Annotated in this window: 15 protein-coding genes; 11 read left to right on the forward strand and 4 right to left on the reverse strand. The window is 62.0% G+C overall.

Translation table 11 applies throughout. The features are described 5' to 3' along the window. Window positions 1-16: 16 nt before the first annotated feature. From dmpG to ACH49N_RS36280, 4 genes are all read left to right on the forward strand, one after another. Entirely contained in the window at window positions 17-1,075 is a 1,059-nt protein-coding gene (gene dmpG, locus ACH49N_RS36265) for a 4-hydroxy-2-oxovalerate aldolase (protein ID WP_358277738.1), read from the forward strand. 39 nt (window positions 1,076-1,114) lie between these two features. Then, complete coding sequence (locus ACH49N_RS36270) at window positions 1,115-2,293, forward strand: acyl-CoA dehydrogenase family protein (RefSeq protein WP_358277740.1); 1,179 nt, start codon at window positions 1,115-1,117, stop codon at window positions 2,291-2,293. A gap of 89 nt (window positions 2,294-2,382) precedes the next feature. After that, on the forward strand, window positions 2,383-3,294 hold the full coding sequence (gene bphC, locus ACH49N_RS36275) for a biphenyl-2,3-diol 1,2-dioxygenase (RefSeq protein WP_358277742.1): 912 nt from the start codon (window positions 2,383-2,385) through the stop codon (window positions 3,292-3,294). Further along, a complete protein-coding gene (locus tag ACH49N_RS36280; RefSeq protein WP_358277743.1) occupies window positions 3,291-4,445 on the forward strand; it encodes an alpha/beta fold hydrolase in 1,155 nt (384 codons plus the stop codon). The genes bphC and ACH49N_RS36280 overlap by 4 nt, the downstream gene beginning before the upstream one ends. 223 nt (window positions 4,446-4,668) lie before the next feature. Here the strand turns inward: ACH49N_RS36280 and ACH49N_RS36285 are convergent, their stop codons facing one another. Both ACH49N_RS36285 and ACH49N_RS36290 read right to left on the reverse strand, forming a co-directional pair. Beyond that, window positions 4,669-4,896 carry a hypothetical protein gene (locus ACH49N_RS36285; RefSeq protein ID WP_358277761.1) on the reverse strand — a complete coding sequence of 76 codons (228 nt, stop codon included), beginning with the start codon at window positions 4,894-4,896 and terminating at the stop codon, window positions 4,669-4,671. A gap of 265 nt (window positions 4,897-5,161) precedes the next feature. Then, window positions 5,162-6,196: an NADP-dependent oxidoreductase gene (locus tag ACH49N_RS36290; RefSeq protein WP_358277745.1), complete on the reverse strand. Its 1,035-nt coding sequence runs from the start codon at window positions 6,194-6,196 to the stop codon at window positions 5,162-5,164. 286 nt (window positions 6,197-6,482) lie between these two features. Between ACH49N_RS36290 and ACH49N_RS36295 the strand changes: the two genes are divergently transcribed. Together ACH49N_RS36295 and ACH49N_RS36300 are read left to right on the forward strand one after the other, a co-directional pair. Beyond that, window positions 6,483-6,965: a nuclear transport factor 2 family protein gene (locus tag ACH49N_RS36295; protein ID WP_358277747.1), complete on the forward strand. Its 483-nt coding sequence runs from the start codon at window positions 6,483-6,485 to the stop codon at window positions 6,963-6,965. Beyond that, window positions 6,962-7,423: a DUF3237 domain-containing protein gene (locus ACH49N_RS36300; RefSeq protein WP_358277748.1), complete on the forward strand. Its 462-nt coding sequence runs from the start codon at window positions 6,962-6,964 to the stop codon at window positions 7,421-7,423. Before ACH49N_RS36295 ends, ACH49N_RS36300 begins: the two co-directional genes overlap by 4 nt. A 1,053-nt stretch (window positions 7,424-8,476) precedes the next feature. Here ACH49N_RS36300 and ACH49N_RS36305 read toward each other — a convergent pair. Continuing rightward, the gene (locus tag ACH49N_RS36305) at window positions 8,477-9,418 is read right to left on the reverse strand and encodes an alpha/beta hydrolase (protein ID WP_358277750.1); all 942 of its coding nucleotides are present in this window, start codon (window positions 9,416-9,418) and stop codon (window positions 8,477-8,479) included. Between the two features lie 437 nt (window positions 9,419-9,855). Between ACH49N_RS36305 and ACH49N_RS36310 the strand changes: the two genes are divergently transcribed. From ACH49N_RS36310 to ACH49N_RS36325, 4 genes are all read left to right on the forward strand, one after another. Beyond that, complete coding sequence (locus tag ACH49N_RS36310; protein WP_230990037.1) at window positions 9,856-10,326, forward strand: cupin domain-containing protein; 471 nt, start codon at window positions 9,856-9,858, stop codon at window positions 10,324-10,326. A gap of 46 nt (window positions 10,327-10,372) precedes the next feature. Beyond that, the gene (locus ACH49N_RS36315) at window positions 10,373-11,881 is read left to right on the forward strand and encodes a CoA-acylating methylmalonate-semialdehyde dehydrogenase (protein ID WP_358277752.1); all 1,509 of its coding nucleotides are present in this window, start codon (window positions 10,373-10,375) and stop codon (window positions 11,879-11,881) included. After that, the gene (locus ACH49N_RS36320; protein ID WP_358277754.1) at window positions 11,878-12,348 is read left to right on the forward strand and encodes a hypothetical protein; all 471 of its coding nucleotides are present in this window, start codon (window positions 11,878-11,880) and stop codon (window positions 12,346-12,348) included. Before ACH49N_RS36315 ends, ACH49N_RS36320 begins: the two co-directional genes overlap by 4 nt. 172 nt (window positions 12,349-12,520) lie before the next feature. Next, window positions 12,521-13,390: a mycofactocin-coupled SDR family oxidoreductase gene (locus ACH49N_RS36325; protein WP_213575152.1), complete on the forward strand. Its 870-nt coding sequence runs from the start codon at window positions 12,521-12,523 to the stop codon at window positions 13,388-13,390. A gap of 144 nt (window positions 13,391-13,534) precedes the next feature. On the opposite strand, the gene ACH49N_RS36330 is transcribed toward ACH49N_RS36325, so the two are convergent. Further along, a complete protein-coding gene (locus tag ACH49N_RS36330; RefSeq protein WP_109325610.1) occupies window positions 13,535-14,209 on the reverse strand; it encodes a TetR/AcrR family transcriptional regulator in 675 nt (224 codons plus the stop codon). 578 nt (window positions 14,210-14,787) lie between these two features. Between ACH49N_RS36330 and ACH49N_RS36335 the strand changes: the two genes are divergently transcribed. Then, window positions 14,788-16,290, forward strand: a complete 1,503-nt coding sequence (locus tag ACH49N_RS36335; RefSeq protein WP_358277757.1) for a long-chain fatty acid--CoA ligase — start codon at window positions 14,788-14,790, stop codon at window positions 16,288-16,290. The last annotated feature ends 334 nt before the right edge of the window (window positions 16,291-16,624 follow it).

Raw genomic sequence — 16,624 nt, forward strand, 5'->3', positions numbered from 1 at the left:
CTTCGAAGGAATACCGATGCCTTACAGCGCCGATCTCGACATCCGGGTGACGGACTCGTCCCTGCGCGACGGTTCCCATGCCAAGCGGCACCAGTTCACCGTCGACCACGTCCGCTCCATCGTCGGGGCACTCGATGCCGCCGGCGTTCCCGTCATCGAGGTCACCCACGGTGACGGGCTCGGCGGTTCCTCGTTCAACTACGGCTTCAGCCACACCCCGGAGCAGGAGCTGATCAAGGCCGCCGTGGAGACGGCGAAGCAGGCGCAGATCGCCTTCCTCATGCTCCCCGGCCTGGGTGTCCAGTCCGACATCCGGGAGGCCGCCGACAACGGTGCGCGCATCTGCCGGATCGCGACCCACTGCACGGAGGCCGACATCTCCGTCCAGCACTTCGGGCTCGCCCGCGACCTCGGGCTCGAAACCGTCGGTTTCCTGATGATGTCGCACAGCCAGCCGCCCGAAGCGCTCGCGAAGCAGGCCCGGATCATGGCCGACGCCGGCTGCCAATGCGTCTACGTGGTGGATTCGGCGGGTGCGCTCATCATGAACGGTGTCAGCGACCGGGTCGCCGCGCTGGTGTCCGAACTGGGGGACGACGCACAGGTCGGCTTCCACGGACACGAGAACCTCGGCCTCGGCGTCGCCAACTCCGTGCTCGCCGTCGAGGCCGGCGCGCTGCAGATCGACGGGTCCACCCGGCGCTTCGGCGCGGGCGCGGGTAACACTCCGGTCGAGGCCTTCGCTGCCGTCACCGAGAAGCTCGGAATCCGCACCGGCATCGACACTCTGAAGATCATCGACGCCGCCGAGGACGTGGTGCGGCCGATCATGGACGACGATTGCCTTCTCGACCGGCTGTCCCTCACGATGGGATACGCGGGCGTCTACTCGAGCTTCCTCAAGCACGCCGATGCGCACGCCCGCCGGTACGGGGTGTCCGCTGCGGAAATCCTCATCGAGGCCGGCCGCCGCAAACTGGTCGGCGGGCAGGAGGACCAGCTGATCGAAATCGCGCTCGGTCTCGCGGACCGGCAGGCCGCGAGCACCGCTGTTGCCGAGAAGAAGTCCGCCTAGGCGCCTGACGGGTGCCGAAACCAGAAAGCCGAGATCATCATGGGTCAGGTTCTTGACAGGATCGAACAGTTCGCGGACGAAATCCGCGCGGAAGGCGCCGAGGGCGACAAGCTGATGCGCCTGTCGGACACCTCCGCCAAGCGGTTGCGCGACTCCGGGGTGATGCGGATGCTGCAGCCCAAGGAGTACGGCGGCCACGAAGCCCATCCGCGCGAATTCGCGGAGACCGCGATGGGGATCGGTGCCATCGACGGTGCAGCCGGGTGGGTCAGCGGCATCGTCGGCGTCCACCCGTGGGAACTGGCGTTCTTCGACCGCAAGGCCCAGGACGAGGTGTGGGGCGCAGACCCCGACATGTGGATGGCGTCCCCGTACGCGCCGATGGGTGTCGCCGTGCCGACCGAGGGTGGCTACGTCCTCAACGGACGCTGGTCGTTCTCTTCGGGCACCGACCACTGCGGCTGGATCATGATCGGCGCCGCAGTCGGTGATGCCGAGGGCAATCGGGTGATGCCGCCGAAAATCCTGCACGTGCTCCTGCCCCGCTCGGACTACGACATCGACCAGGACAGCTGGAACGTCGTAGGCCTGCGCGGCACCGGGTCGAAGGACCTGATCGTGAAGGACGCGTTCATTCCGCAGCACCGGACGTTGCAGGCGGACAAGGTGTTCGACGGGTCCGCGCCGAAGGAGTTCGGACGTACCCAGACGCTCTACAACTTCCCGTTCTCGTGCATCTTCCCGCTCGGGATCACCTCCTCGCTGATCGGCATCGCCGAAGGCGCGCTGGCGTGCCACCTCAACGCGCAACGCGAACGGGTCACCGTATCCGGCACCGCCATCAAGGAAGATCCATACGTATTGTTCGCGATCGGCGAGGCGGCCGCGGAAATCGCAGCGTCGCGCGCAGCCATCCTCGAGACGGTCGACCGGTTCTGGGACATGACGGAAAAGGGGCAGGACGTCACGTTCGAACTGCGTGCCATCGGCAGACGCACCCAGACAGCGGCCGCCTGGCGTGCGGTCCGAGCAGTCGACGAAATCTTCGCCCGCTCCGGCGGCGGCGCGCTGCAACTCAGCACGCCGATGCAGCGATTCTGGCGCGACGCCCACGCCGGACTCTCCCACGCCATCCACGTGCCGGGGTCCATCTACCACTCTTCCGCACTCACCCAGCTCGGCGGCGAACCGCAGGGTGTGCACCGCTCCATGATCTAGGCGCTCCGCGCCCGTGCGCCTTTTTGGTAGCTGGAACAACCAGAAAGGCGCACGGGTGGCGGAGCCGCCCCCCAGGAAAGGGATTCTCCATGACAGACATTCGAGGACTCGGCTACCTCCGGATCCAGACGACGGACGTGCCGCGCTGGCGCGAACTGGTGGTCGACGGGCTGGGCATGGCGGTGGGTTCCGGCCCCGAGCCGGACGGCCTGTACCTGCGGCTCGACGAGCGGCGGGCCCGACTGATCGTGCTGCCCGGCGAGAAGGACAAGGCCTTGGCCGTGGGGTGGGAGGTGCGCGACCAGTTCGCCCTGCAACGGGTGCGTGAGCAGGTCGAGAAGTCGGGTGTCGCCGTCGACGTTCTGTCCGAGGACGAGGCACGGTACCGCGACGCCGAGCAGGTCATCGCATTCGACGACCCGTCCGGGACGCGGGTGGAAGTGTTCTTCGGGCCGGTTCTCGACCACAGTCCGGTGGTCACCCCCCACGGTGGCCGGTTCGTCACCGGCGCACAGGGTCTGGGACATGTAGTGCTCCCGACCCCGGCGTTCGAGGAGGCCTACACGTTCTACACCGAGGTGCTCGGTTTCCTGCCGCGCGGTGCCATCCGCCTCGGGCCGCCCGATGCCCAAGGTCCCGCCCGCCGGGTCCGGTTCATGGGAGTCAATCAGCGCCACCACAGTCTCGCGCTGTGCCCGGCGCCGCACGGCGGCGAACCCGGGATGGTGCATCTGATGACGGAGGTCGACACCCTCGACGCCGTCGGCCAGGCACTCGACCGGCTCGGCAAGCTCGGATTCTCGATCTCCTCGACACTAGGTCGCCACACCAATGATCGGATGGTCTCGTTCTACGTGCGGGCTCCCGGCGGCTGGGACCTCGAGTTCGGTACCGAGGGCATGCTCGTCGACGAAAAGTATTACACCGCAGAGGAAATAACCGCCGACAGTTACTGGGGCCATGACTGGTCCGGGTCCGAGCCACTGGCAGCGTTCTCATGAACACGGCGCGTACCGGGTTCGGGGCGGTGGCGGCTCTCGTCGTGCTCACCGGCGCTGCGTGCTCGACCGAACCGTCCGAGACGACGACGGACCCGGAGCCGCTCCGGGCGGGCCAACTGCTCACGTCCAGTGCGGTGACCGATGCTCCGGCCTTGCCGAGTGCCGCCCGCAACGAGCTGATCACCTACACCTCGCAGGACGTGAACGGTGATCCCGTGGTGGTGTCGGGCACCGTCGCATTGCCGCGCACACCGGCACCCGAGGGCGGGTACCCGGTGATCAGCTGGGCACACGGCACCACCGGTGTGGCCGACGCCTGCGCGCCGTCGGCGGACTTCCCGGGCGGCCCCACCCACGCCTATCTGACTGAGGTCGACGCCTCCCTCGACGACTGGGTCGAGCAGGGTTTCGCCGTGGTCCGCACGGACTACCACGGGCTGGGTACGCCGGGTATTCATCCATATGTCAACGGTGACACCGAGGTCAACGCCGTCGTCGACATCGTGCGGGCCGCGCGTGAGTTGGATCCGGCGGTCGGCTCGCAGTGGTTCGTGGTCGGGCACAGTCAGGGTGGGCAGGCGGCACTGTTCACTGCCGCCCAGGCCGGGGAGCGGGCACCGGAACTCGAGCTGAAGGGTGCGGTGGCGATTGCGCCGGGCAGCGGCCTCGACCAGACACCGCAGTACTTCCGGTCCGGTGTGCCCGGAATCGAAGCGGCGGAGGCGTTCTTACCGCTGATTCTTCTCGGGGCGCAGGCTGCGGACCCATCTATCGACCCCTCGGCATTGCTGACCGAGCAGGCCCAGCCCCTGCTCGCCGCCGCGCGAACCGGTTGCCTCGACGACATTCGCAAGGTGCCACCGGTACCCGCCGGGCAAGTTTTCCGTCCGGACGCCGATCTGGGGCCGCTCACCGAGTACCTGACGCGTCAGGAACCCTCGCAGGTGGACGTTCAGGTGCCGACGCTGGTCACGCAAAGCTCCGGTGACAGGGTGGTTGCCAAGCCGTCGACAGACCTGATGGTGAAGACGTTGCGGGACAGGGGGAACGACCTCGAGTACGTGACGTACGACGGTGCGGATCACCGGGCCACCATCGGGGCTTCGCAGGCCGACGCGCAGGATTTCGTCAACGGCATCCTGGACCGCTGAGGACGCAGCCGACGACCGCGACGCGGAGGCTCAGGCCGTTCCGGTGGTCCCGCTCGCGGAGGCGCCGGAGCGTTGCGGTGCGAAGGCCCGCAACCTCGGTATTCTGCTGCGCGGTGCGTCGCAGTGCGTCGACTGCACACGTTCAGGAAATTCAGTGAGGTGTTCGGTGCGGCCGCCAGGCGGCCAGTTCTCCAACAATGTTGCTGCGTCGGCTTTTACGATGTCATTGCGGTTTTTGAACCGGAGTCAACTTCGCGAGGCAGTGTTCCCGAAGCTGCTGCCTCATGGTCAGGTCGAGGCCGGGGGCGAGCCGCTTTTCCACCATCCACAGCACGCGTTGGTAGAAAATTCTGGGGGGTATTCCGAATTCGGTGAAGATGTAGTCGTCACCGCCACCATAGCCGCTCCACCGGAGGGCGAAGCCCAACAACGCATGGTCGTAGGTATCCATTCTGTTTCTCCGTGGTGTCGATCTCGGTCGGCGTCGCGCCGAGAATGAGGGCGACCGTGGCTTGGCCACCGTTTTCCAGGTCCGCAGCGTCTCGCCGCTGATGCCGAGCTCCGAAGCCACGGCCGCGTAGGTGCGGACTCCGCCGCCTGCCCGTCACAAAGCGACCGTGTCTCGGCTTAACCCCTCCGTGTGCTGAGCCTGACGTCCCATGCGAACACCTAGCCGAGCAGGGCATCGCCAGGCCCAGCCATCTACCGTCGCTCGGTTAGTCGGTGATCACCTTGACCACGACCTTCCCCTTGTTCTCGCCGGCGAGACTGCGGTTGAGAGTATGTCTCGCATGCTCCAGACCGTCGACCACGGTCTCTGCGGAGCGCAGCGTGCCGGCACTGAGAGCCAGCGACAGCTGTCCAATGATCTCTGCGTACCGATCCACGTGATCGAAAACGATGAACCCTCGCAAAGTTGCCCGTTGCATAAGCAGCTGACTGACATTACGTAGGCCGCGTTGGGCGTTATCTCCGTTATAGTCGTTGTACTCGGAAACCAGCCCGCAGAGCGTAATTCGTGCCCCAATGTTCAGTCGGCCGAAAACGTGGTCCATGATCTCGCCGCCAACATTCTCGAAGTCCACGTCGATACCTTCAGGTGTGGCGTCGTCGAGTTGCTTCTGCCAGTCACCAGCATGGCGGTCAATACAGGCGTCAAACCCCAACTCTTCTACCAGGTATCGACATTTCTCGGCGCCACCTGCGATACCGACCACTCGGGCCCCCCGCCGCTTGGCGAGCTGACCTGCAATAGAGCCGACTGCTCCGGCCGCGGCGGATACGAAGAAAGTCTCTCCCGGTCGTGGATCGCCGAACTCAACGCCGAGATACGCCGATATTCCGGTGTGGCCCATGACTCCGACGAACGCGGGGAGGGGGGCCGGCAACGGATCGGGTAGGACTGTGAATGACATGTCTTCAGTCGCTGTATCAGCTACGCAATAGTCCTGCCAGCCCGTCAATCCCACAACAAAGGATCCGACAGGGAGATCGTCACGTCGGCTGGCGACGACTTGGCCCACACCGGCCCCTCGCATGACGGCGTTCAATTCGACCGGGGGGATATAGGAACGCATCGCACTCATCCACACACGATTCGTGGGGTCGACCGACAAGTAGTGTGTTCGAATAAGCGCCTGCCCATCAAGGATCTCGGCAACCGGCTCTTCCAACCATTCAAGATTATCGGCGGTTACTTCCCCCTCCGGACGACTCCGCAATCGGTAGAGCCGGTTGGTCAAAGTACTCATCACATCTCCTTAAGGGGCGCATAAATGCCAATGCGGAATGCCTCTCGAGCCCGCCGGAATGCCGCTTCACGGGCACTCTGTCCAGTCGCTCATTGGGCCGACCACCCTGAGATTAGACTCACAGTTGATCATAGTCAACACACTGTCCACAGTGCCGTGGAGGCTCGGCGCGCCTGTCGCCGAACAGTGTCGACACACTGTTGACTATCACCGACAGGACGGGCATTCTTTGAGGCTACGGCGGCTGGCACATCAGTCGTCGCCAGAGCCCACCAAGGAGGCGACTGTGAGTACACAAGCGGAGAATCGCAAGGTAGTGGATAGTTTTTGGGGCGACCTCGATAGCGGGCCGCCGACCGGGAAAGAGCTGGAGGCTTGGAAAGACTGGTTCGCGGAAGATGCTGTGTGGGAGATGCCGTTCGCCCCTGAGCCGCTCGCGAAGTCGGTCCCCGGCCGCGAACTCATCGGCCACTTCATCGACTGGTTCTTCAAGTCCGTGCCCGACCTGAAGATCGACTCGTTGGTTGTGCACGACACGACAGATCCCGAGCTGTTTGTGCTCGAACTACACGGACAGGCGACCGTAACGCAGAACGGAAACGTGTATGCGAACACCTATTGCACACACATGCGAATCAGAGGCGGCAAGGTGGTCTTGATTCGCGAGTACTTCAATCCAAATATCGTCGAACAAGCCTTCGGCGTCGAAGTTATTGCCGAGGGTATGTCCCAGGTGATGGCAGCCGCAGGCCTGGAGGTAAGCAAGTGAAGCTCATCCCGGAATTTTCGTACACCGCAGAACTCGCTGCGCCGCAGGTCGTCGGTCCTGGGCCGTACGGCGTTCGGCAGGTCCTCCCCGTTACCGGCGGCACTGTAAAGGGTGATCGACTGAGCGGTACAGCAGCCATCGGCGGCGGTGACTGGCTCCTGGCTGGAGATGACGGATTCGGGCGGCTGGATGTGCGCGCTCAGTTCCATACCGACGACGGTGCCGTCATCTACATGAGCTACCAGGGCCTGGTCGAGGTGACCGAAGCTGCTGCAGCCGCCTTGACCGGCGGGGACTCGAGCACGAACTTTGGCGACCACTACTTTGTCACTACTCCGCGCCTCGAGTGCGGGGACGCTAGGTACGGCTGGGTCAACCAGACGATCTTCGTGGGACAAGGGCGAGTTACACCCGGACCCGTCATCGAGTTTCAGGTCTTCCGCGTAGCCCTCCAGTAGGAGGAACGGAACTGCAGCCGGCGGGCCCCACATCACATGTAAGTGTGAGGTGCGGCCCGCCGCTTTCGCGCGAAGTTGGAAGGCGTGGCATAGACCGCCAAGCAAGCCACGCAGCCCGTTAGCGAATCCGAGCCGCGGACATATTCGCTACCGACCCGCTTGCCGGTTCAGGTCTTTCGTTGTGGCTCCCCCGAGGGCCGTTATCCGCGAGGAGTTGCAGAAGCTGGCCAAGGAACTCGCGTCCGCCGATGGCTGTCTCGGCGTGTTCTCGCTGGTGCTCGGGAAGCGGGCGCTGCACGAGCGTTCCGACCATCTGAGCAAATTCAGCGCGTCACTGCAGCACTACTCGAACGTTATGCAGGCCGCCTGCCGTTCTGGCTCTCTCCCATCCACATCACAGTCCTGCCCGTCTGCCCCGAGCAGGACGGAGCAGCGCGCACTCTCGCCGACAAGGCTAGCCACCGTGGACTTCGCAGCCGAGTCGACCACGACGGATCATTGGGAGCGCGCGTTCGAAGCGCCCGCAAGGCGAGAGACGACCTGATCGCGGCCCTAGGCCAACCTAGGTCGCGCAGAACAGCGTTCAGATCACAGACATCGCCAGCGGGATTCGCACCCAGGTCGCTCAGGGACACCTTCTCGAGCTGATGGATGACGCCTGCCTCAACCGCCGAACAGCCCTCGACTGGTCGATCTGAAGGGGCGCATAGTCGCTCGGCGGTACCGGGCGTTCGATCGCGAGACGGCAGCCCAGCCACCTCTGCGTCAGAGCTGACACCGAATCACTGCTTGTGCCGATCTGAGGCGGGACGGTTGTGCGCGTCAGCAACTTACGCACTACAGACGCGAGTCCCGTCAGTGACCCACAGCAGTGCCCCGTTGTCCGAAGAAGGCCGACGCGCCGACTCGTCGAAAGCTGCCGCACGCACCCAATCATCCTCGGCGCCTCCGAAATGGGCATCTCCCGCACCCGTCACCAGTTCATCCGGCCCTACACCCGCGACACAACGGCAAGGTCGAGCGCTACAACCGGATTCTCCCCGAGAGGTTCCTCTACGCCCGCAGCAACCTGGACAACCCTTCCGCGAAGCCAGTAATAGCTCGCTTTCCCTCATCCACCACGCCGGCTAGTAGAAAGAAGCTGTGAGGCATGCCCGCATACTCGCGCTGGACGACTGCAACGCCCGAAGCCTGCAATCTAGACGCATATCGACTGGCATCATCTGACACTGGATCAATCTCTGCGTTGACGATGAGCGCAGGCGGGGCGTTGTTCAGATTCGTACTGAACAACGGCGAGACTTCCGGCGACTCCCGAAGCCGCACGTCGGGCACGTACTGATCGATACACCATTCGAGTGCGGCACGCGAAAGAAGAGGCGCCGACCCGTATCGGTTTACAGAGTCGCTACTCAGAGTCAGATCTAGCACTGGGCACAGAAGTCCCTGCGCCTTGACCAACGCACCGTCTGTACGTGCAGCGAGAGTCGCTGCGGTCGCCGCAGCGAGCATCCCCCCAGAGGAGTCTCCAACAACCGCCAGCGCCTCGCCGTCAATTCTCAGCTCATCAGAACGATCGGCTACCCAGCAAAAGGACTCGATCGCATCTGCGTGAGCGCTCGGATAAGTGTTTTCGGGCGCAAGGCGATACGCCACCGAGATCACGCGGAGAGCGCCCTGGACGCTCAGCTCGCGACACAGTCGGTCATGAGACTCCAGGCTGCCCCTGACGAAACCGCCACCGTGGAAGTACACGACACCCGGCACTGCTGTGGTCGCGCCTTTCGGAGAGTAACTCCGGGCCTTCACTACCCTCCCGCGAAGGGGAATATCCAAGTCCCTCACTGCACAATGTGGATTGCGATCACCCGCCAAGCCGATCAACTTTTCGCCGACCGCCCTGTACGCGGCGATGGATACTTCCCACGGCTGCGCCGGCGGATTCGTTGACAGGGACGCCAGCAACTCGAGTACCTGAGGGTGCAGATTACTCATGAATGTCCTGCATAGATGTTCGTCGCGGCACCTACGCGCTCTCGTAGCGAACTCACCAGTCGTCTCCTCCACAGCTGCTGTCAGATGCGTACGACCCTCGACTAGTCGGGGCATACGCCGGGGTATCAACTCTGCACTTAACGTTGGCGTTCGTCAACATAGTGTCGAGTAATGCGCGCCGGCGGTCTGCCAAGCACTGACCCGCCCCCGCTATCGCCGCTCTGAGCTGCCGGTTCTCCATTAACCGACATAGTGTTGACTATTCTCAACTGTGAGTCTAATCTCAAAAACGTCCAGAGCCGTGACGTCACTCATCACCACGGCAAGCAACGAAAGGGACCCTCATGGTCACGAAGTCCGATGTCGACCAGATTCAACCGACGACGAACCGAGACGGCGAGAGCTACGTCTCCCACCGCAGCGATGTGCATTTCAACATGACCGGCGACTTCATGACCGGTGTAGATTTCTGGATTCATGCGACCGGTGAAACCACCAATGGGCAGCTGATCATTATCGAGACCAACTGGGTCCGCGGAACCGAGCCGGTCTGGCACATCCATCACCGCGAAGAGGAAGGCTTCTTCGTGATGGACGGTGAAATCAAGATCCACACCGAAGCCGGGTCCTACAATGCCGGCGCGGGTCAATTCGTTTGGGGGCGCAAGGATCAGCGGCATACCTACGAGGTAGTCGGAGAAGAGGCGAGGATCCTCGTGATCTTCGTTCCGGGTCCCGAGAGCAGCGGATTCGAACCTGGCGGCGGCATCGACAAGTACTTCTACGAAGCGCGCGATCGCGAATTGCGCACTCCGGAGCAGCTAGCCGCAGAGGTTGAGAATCTCAAGACGAACTATGGCTTGGAGATGTTCCCAGAGTTGCCGCACCCCCGGGACGCCAAAGCTTAAGCGGCCACAAACAATCAACTCGCCTCTTCGTGACTATGGAGTTTCTGTGACTACAAACGATGTCCATCTTGCAACGGTGCCGCACTGGATCGCTGGCGCCCCCTCCGGCTCGACGAACGGGCGGAGGTCGGAGGTTGTCGATCCAGCCACGGGTCACGTATTGAGGCTTGTTGAGCTGGGAGGCGCTGCTGTCGTCGACGCGGCTGTGACCAGTGCCCGGAGCGCTGCGGGGGCCTGGGCTTCGACCCCGGCCCCCGTCCGGGCGACCACTCTCCACCGCTTCCGCGCCCTGATGCTCGAACACGGTGAAGAGCTTGCATCGATCATCACCTCGGAGCAGGGGAAAACCCTCGCAGACGCGCGAGGGGAGGTCGCCCGTTCTGTCGAAGCTGTCGAAGTTGCGATATCGGTAGTGCAGCACCTCAAAGGTGAGTACGCAGAACAGGTCTCCAGAGGAGTCGACACATACTCGTTCCGTCAGCCGCTCGGAGTGTGTGCTGGTATCACCCCATTCAACTTCCCCATCATGGTGCCGGTGTCAATGTTCGCGGCCGCGATCGCCTGCGGTAACTCGTTCGTGCTCAAACCAAGCGAGAGGGTGCCATCCGCCTCGGTGCGGCTGGCGCAACTGCTCGCCGAAGCCGAGCTACCCGACGGTGTCTTCAACGTCGTGCACGGTGGCGTTGACGCGGTGAACGCGTTGATCGAACACCCGGACGTCGCTGCCATTTCCTTTGTGGGTTCCACCCCGGTTGCGCGTGAGATCTACAGCCGTTCCGCCGCTGCCGGCAAGAAGGTTCAGGCATTGGGTGGTGCGAACAACCATATGGTCGTCATGCCTGACGCCGACCTGGACGCAGCGGCAGATGCTCTGGCGTCGGCTGCATACGGCGCCGCCGGTCAGCGATGCATGGCCGTGCCCATCGCGGTAGCGGTGGGGGAAGTCGCGGACGAGCTAGTTGCCAAGACCGCTGAGCGGGCCACAGCCTTCCGTACCGGACCGGGGAATGTCGAAGGCACCGACATGGGGCCGCTCATCTCAGAGGTCGCCATCGAACGAGTCAGAGGTGCGTTGGAGGCGGCACCTGGCCAAGGCGCAAACGTCGTTGTAGATGGCCGGGTCAACATAGCGTCCGAAGCCGGCTATTTCATCGGGCCGAGCTTGGTCGACAACGTAAGCGTCGACAGCGACCTCTATCAGGAAGAGGTGTTCGGGCCGATTCTGAGTGTGGTCCGCGTCGATGATCTCGACGAAGCACTTCGCATTGTGAACGCCAGCCCATATGGCAATGGTGCGACCATCTTCACCGCAAGTGGAGTGGCCGGTCGCCGGTTCGCTCACAGTGTCCAGGCCGGAAGCGTCGGAATCAACGTTCCCATTCCAGTTCCGATCTCTTGGTTCGGATTCGGAGGTTGGGGCGACTCGCGATTTGGCGATGACGGGCTCAACTACGATGCATATCGCTTCTACACCAAGTCCAAGGTGGTCACCCAACGTTGGACTGAACCCCGAATGGGCGTGTCTCCTCATTTCGTCGCCGCGAGGCATCAATGACGATGATCGATCGCTCCCCATCCTCGCCTTCCGACGATGCTCGGGAAGGAGGCACTCCGCGGCTGGATCATGTGGGGATATTTGTCCGCGACCTCGAGTTGGCCACCACACGGTGGCAGAGCAGATTCAACGTCAGCATCGCGCATACTTTCGAGGCACCCTCTCTCGCCATCCGCGCGACGTTTCTCGCCATAGCGTCGGCCAATATCGAGCTGTACACCATGGACGATCCAAAGGTTCTCGATCTCGCGCTGGGCCGAGCCTCGGCGAAGCTCGACCACATTGCGTTGCGGTTCGACGGAAACGCGAGAGAGCTCGATCTCGCTGGATGCACGATCCGCGGGCCCGGACGACCGGACCCGATCGGAGCTCCTTTCATCATCGCCGACTCAGAGCATGTATGGACAGAGCCACCTGGAATCGACGTACTGCTACAGCTCATAACCCCGACCGATAGCACTCCATAGCACTGCGAACGCCACCTCCCGAATGCCTTCCACCATTTGTGAATGTGGGGTTAGGGACCGGGACCAGAACTACACCGCGAGTTGACAATTCAATGTACACAAGCGGCCACCGGTACGCCGATCGACCGGGAAGCACAACCAATCCGATTCACACTCACAAGAGGAGAGACCAATGGGACGCATGGACGGAAAGGTCGCCCTGGTAACAGGTGCGGCACGTGGAATGGGACGGGCGCACGCAATCCGGCTCGCCGAGGAGGGCGCCAATATCCTCGCTATCGACTGTCCGCCGGACACCGGGCTCCCGTATCCGACCGGATCAGCTGACGACCTCCAGATCACAGTCAAAGAGGTAGAAGCACTGGGCCGACGAATCATTGCACACGAGGGAGATGTCCGGAAGCAGTCGTCGCTCGACAAACTGGTTGCTGAGGGCGTAAAGGCATTCGGTGGTCTGGACGTTGCGGTCGCCAACGCCGGAATCTGGACCGTACACCCGTTCCACGATATCCCTGAAGACGAGTTCACAGCTGTTCTGGACGTCAATATCACCGGAGTGTGGCGCACCTTGAAGGCGGTGTCGCCGGCGATCAAGGAACGGGGCGGCGGTTCAATCATCGTTACCTCTTCCGGCAACGGCGTGGAGGGATCACCCCATTACGCCCACTATGTCGCGTCGAAGCACGGCGTTATAGGGCTGGCGAAAAGCGCTGCGCTCGAGTTTGGTCAGTACGGAATCCGAGTCAATATCTTGCTCCCAGGGCCGACTGATACTCCAGCCCTCGACTGGCAGGGCGGATATGATCTCTGTGCAGGTAAAGGCCCCGGTCAGGGTGTGAAAGAAGACCTCGAAGGCGCGAAGTACTGGTCTACCCTTCGCGATGTCGGGTTGCTCCCACCACGCGCCATGAGCGAAGCGGTGCTTTGGCTCGCGTCCGACGAGTCTCGTTGGACAACCGGACTCGAGATGCACGTTGACGGTGGCCATATGCTTATGCCAGGACTGAATATGGCAAAGATGGCCGCCGATCAACCACAGTAACAACTCGACGTACCTTCGACTGGAAGAGAATACACTTCCTGAAGGCCCGCATTTTCGATGCGAGACAAAGCTGAAGAGAACGAATCGATCGCAGCGAACCGGTTTTTTTAGCCAGTTCGCTGCGATTGCACTGAACGACCTGAACTAATCGCTCTTCGAACGACCTCTCCATTCCAAACCAAATACCGTTCTGAGCCACACTGTGGTGACCGTCTCGACCATGTCTTCGGTGCGAATTGCATTCTCGCTTCGCATGCTCATTAGTCCCAAGTTTCGTTCGCCCATCCACATTAACGCTGCCGCCAGTGAACGAGCCGGTGGTCCATCAATAGCCACACCCGTGGCTCTGTCGCGCTCGATCGCAGCGGCCGCGGCATCGATAAAGCGACCCAGTATTTTGTCCCACTGGGCCTGCAAAGTGGGTTCGGCTGCCGCTGCATCACCGACCTCGCGGAGTACGTGTCCATGCCGCTCCCACACGACCATGACCTCCGACACTGCATGCTCAATGGCAGCCTCCGGAGAAATTCCAGGAGGTCGCTCGAAGATCATCGATGATGCAGTGAACACGTCGGCAGTCACACTCGAGAGAAGCGCCGAGAGAACCTGCCATTTAGATTCGAAATAGAAATAGAAGGATGAACGCGACAACCCCGCCCTCTTGGCAAGGTCGTCGATCGAAACGTTTCGTAACGGCTCGGTGCGCAGAATCTCATAAGCACCCTCGAGGATTGCTTGCTCGCGCATGTCACCCTTGAGATTTCGCCTACCAGTCCGAGGTTCGGATGCGTTGAGACCGTTTGAGAACGAAGTCGCCATGGCTACAGAGTAGGCTAGTTCAACCTGCAAATGTAGCCGGGGGCACGACGTCCGTACACGATATGCACCGCAGCATCGCCCGAGACGGCCTCTCGGATTGCACGGCAGTTCGGTAAAACAATCGGGGCGAATTCCCAGGCCCGTCTTGACCAAGTTGGCATGCCGATCCGACTTAATGTTCATGTAGCAAGTCGACGACTGGTGCGAGATTGGTGACGCGGCACCCATTACGCGATTCGACCCACGTCAGCCCATGAGCCTTGCGTGCAGGGCTCGTTGCCCGCGCGAGCGTCACCCATCGACGGCACAGCGCCAAGTCGACCCTCCTCCCCATTACGTAGGCGAACATCTGGCTAAGCGTCTCGACTGCACGTTGATCATACTCGACACATCGTTTATAGTGTACGTGAACCGCAACGGTCCATGTTCATCGGCACGCCGGCGAAACCCGCTCGCGGGGTATTTCGTAACTCGTAATTCAGGTCGGTTCGCTCACTTGCGCGACGGTCCCTCACGTCCCGAAACGCCGGCGCATCCGTAGCCTCCTGACGCCACGCCAATCCAGGAGAAGTCGTTCGATGTCATCAAATCTCGCAAACAATCTCGTCGAGACTGCTCGGCAACTAGGCGGTCGACCCGCGATCCGGCTTGATGAAGCCACCTTGAATTACTCCGAGTTCCACCGTGCCGCTGCGGCAGTGGCGGGCGACCTGCATTCGCGAGGTATTCGATCCGGCGATCGGGTCGGCATCGTACTGCCGAACGTCCCTGCGTTTCCGATCATCTTCTACGGGATTCTGATGGCGGGCGCCGTCGCAGTTCCGATCAACCCCATGCTCAAGGACCGGGAGATCACTTATTACTTGGAAGACTCTGGGATGGCTCTCATCTATGGCTCGCGATCTCGCGGGAATCTGGTTGCGAAAGCCGCACTAGCAAAGGAGATTCCCGCGCTCTTGGTCGACGACCGTGGTCCGAGTGACGCTGATCTGACCGGGAACCCGATCGATGAACCTGTGGAGCGTAGCCGTGACGACACCGCAGTTCTTCTCTATACCTCTGGGACGACGGGAAGTCCTAAGGGAGCGGAACTCACTCACGAGAATATGTCGACCAATGCTTCGACGAGTGCCGAGACTCTGATACAGACCGGGCCCAATGACGTCATCTTGGGGTGCCTGCCACTGTTCCACGTGTTCGGCCTGACCTGTGGCTTGAATGCCGCGGTGAAGTCAGGAGCCCTCCTGACTCTGATCCCCAAGTTCGATGCGGAATCAGCCCTGCGTGTTCTGGTTCGAGATGAGGTTACAGTCCTCGAAGGGGTCCCCACCATGTACTCCGCGATGCTCAACTCTCCCGACGCCGACTCCGCCGAGCTATCCCATCTCCGCTGCTGCATCGTAGGGGGAGCGCCGATGCCCGTCGAGGTTCTGAAAGCGTTCGAACGAAGATTCGAATGCGAGATATACGAGGGGTACGGACTTTCTGAAACCGCACCCATTGCTTGCTTCAACCAGCCCGGATACCCGCGCAAAGCTGGCACGATCGGGATTCCCGTGCGCGGATGCACGCTGCGACTAGTCGACGACGACGACAACGAAATTGTCGGCTGTGACGAGGCCGGAGAAATCCAAATCCGCGGTGAGAACGTGATGAAGGGGTACTGGGCTCGTCCGGCTGCCACCGCGGAGGCAATAAGCGACGGCTGGTTCCGCACAGGAGACATCGCCACACGAGATAGCGATGGCTACTACAGCATCATTGATCGAAAAAAGGACATCATTATTCGAGGTGGTTACAACGTGTACCCACGCGAAGTGGAAGAGGTTTTGTACGAGCATCCAGCTGTTGCCGAGGCAGCTGTTGTAGGTATCAAACACACGCATCTCGGGGAGCAAATCGGAGCTGCCGTATCACTCAAGCGCGGAGCGCACGCCGAGCCGTCTGAGATAATCGAGTTCGTTCGCGCCAGGCTCGCCGCGTACAAGTACCCCCGGCAGATTTGGTTTGTACCCAGCCTTCCAAAAGGACCGACCGGCAAAATTCTCCGCAGGCAAGTTGAGCCGCCCGCCGTGGGCTGACTCCGCACACAGCCCGACTGATCAACCGCACACCCTTCCGCGCCACACGAACTGATCGACCGCAGCTGCTGGTCAGTATGGCGGGGCCGGGGGGGTGTCGATGTCCGTTGCCGAGCTCTGCGCCCCTCGGCGCCGTTTCGGTAGACATACGAACGCGAGAACTAGGGGGCCGTCCGGTCCTCAGTAGGCAAGTACCTTCGTCAGTAAGCTCAAGTTCCGAACTCGTCCTTTCAGTTCTCGGTTGCGTCCAGCAGAGTGGTGTATGAATCGGATTCGAACCTGACCGGCGTGTCGTAGCCAAAGAAGGCGGCCATCGCGTGACTCTTCGAGAGAC

The sequence above is a fragment of the Rhodococcus sp. NPDC019647 genome, assembly GCF_044389235.1.
GTDB classification, from domain to species: Bacteria; Actinomycetota; Actinomycetes; order Mycobacteriales; family Mycobacteriaceae; genus Rhodococcus_F; species Rhodococcus_F oxybenzonivorans.

What these genes read in the sequence shown, in the direction of transcription:
- ACH49N_RS36330 (WP_109325610.1), bottom strand. Translation starts at nt 14,209, where the DNA reads ATGGCGACTTCGTTCTCAAACGGTCTCAACGCATCCGAACCTCGGACT.
- dmpG (WP_358277738.1), top strand. Translation starts at nt 17, where the DNA reads ATGCCTTACAGCGCCGATCTCGACATCCGGGTGACGGACTCGTCCCTG.
- ACH49N_RS36285 (WP_358277761.1), bottom strand. Translation starts at nt 4,896, where the DNA reads ATGGATACCTACGACCATGCGTTGTTGGGCTTCGCCCTCCGGTGGAGC.
- bphC (WP_358277742.1), top strand. Translation starts at nt 2,383, where the DNA reads ATGACAGACATTCGAGGACTCGGCTACCTCCGGATCCAGACGACGGAC.
- ACH49N_RS36310 (WP_230990037.1), top strand. Translation starts at nt 9,856, where the DNA reads ATGACCGGCGACTTCATGACCGGTGTAGATTTCTGGATTCATGCGACC.
- ACH49N_RS36335 (WP_358277757.1), top strand. Translation starts at nt 14,788, where the DNA reads ATGTCATCAAATCTCGCAAACAATCTCGTCGAGACTGCTCGGCAACTA.
- ACH49N_RS36320 (WP_358277754.1), top strand. Translation starts at nt 11,878, where the DNA reads ATGACGATGATCGATCGCTCCCCATCCTCGCCTTCCGACGATGCTCGG.
- ACH49N_RS36290 (WP_358277745.1), bottom strand. Translation starts at nt 6,196, where the DNA reads ATGAGTACTTTGACCAACCGGCTCTACCGATTGCGGAGTCGTCCGGAG.
- ACH49N_RS36270 (WP_358277740.1), top strand. Translation starts at nt 1,115, where the DNA reads ATGGGTCAGGTTCTTGACAGGATCGAACAGTTCGCGGACGAAATCCGC.
- ACH49N_RS36280 (WP_358277743.1), top strand. Translation starts at nt 3,291, where the DNA reads ATGAACACGGCGCGTACCGGGTTCGGGGCGGTGGCGGCTCTCGTCGTG.
- ACH49N_RS36305 (WP_358277750.1), bottom strand. Translation starts at nt 9,418, where the DNA reads ATGAGTAATCTGCACCCTCAGGTACTCGAGTTGCTGGCGTCCCTGTCA.
- ACH49N_RS36325 (WP_213575152.1), top strand. Translation starts at nt 12,521, where the DNA reads ATGGGACGCATGGACGGAAAGGTCGCCCTGGTAACAGGTGCGGCACGT.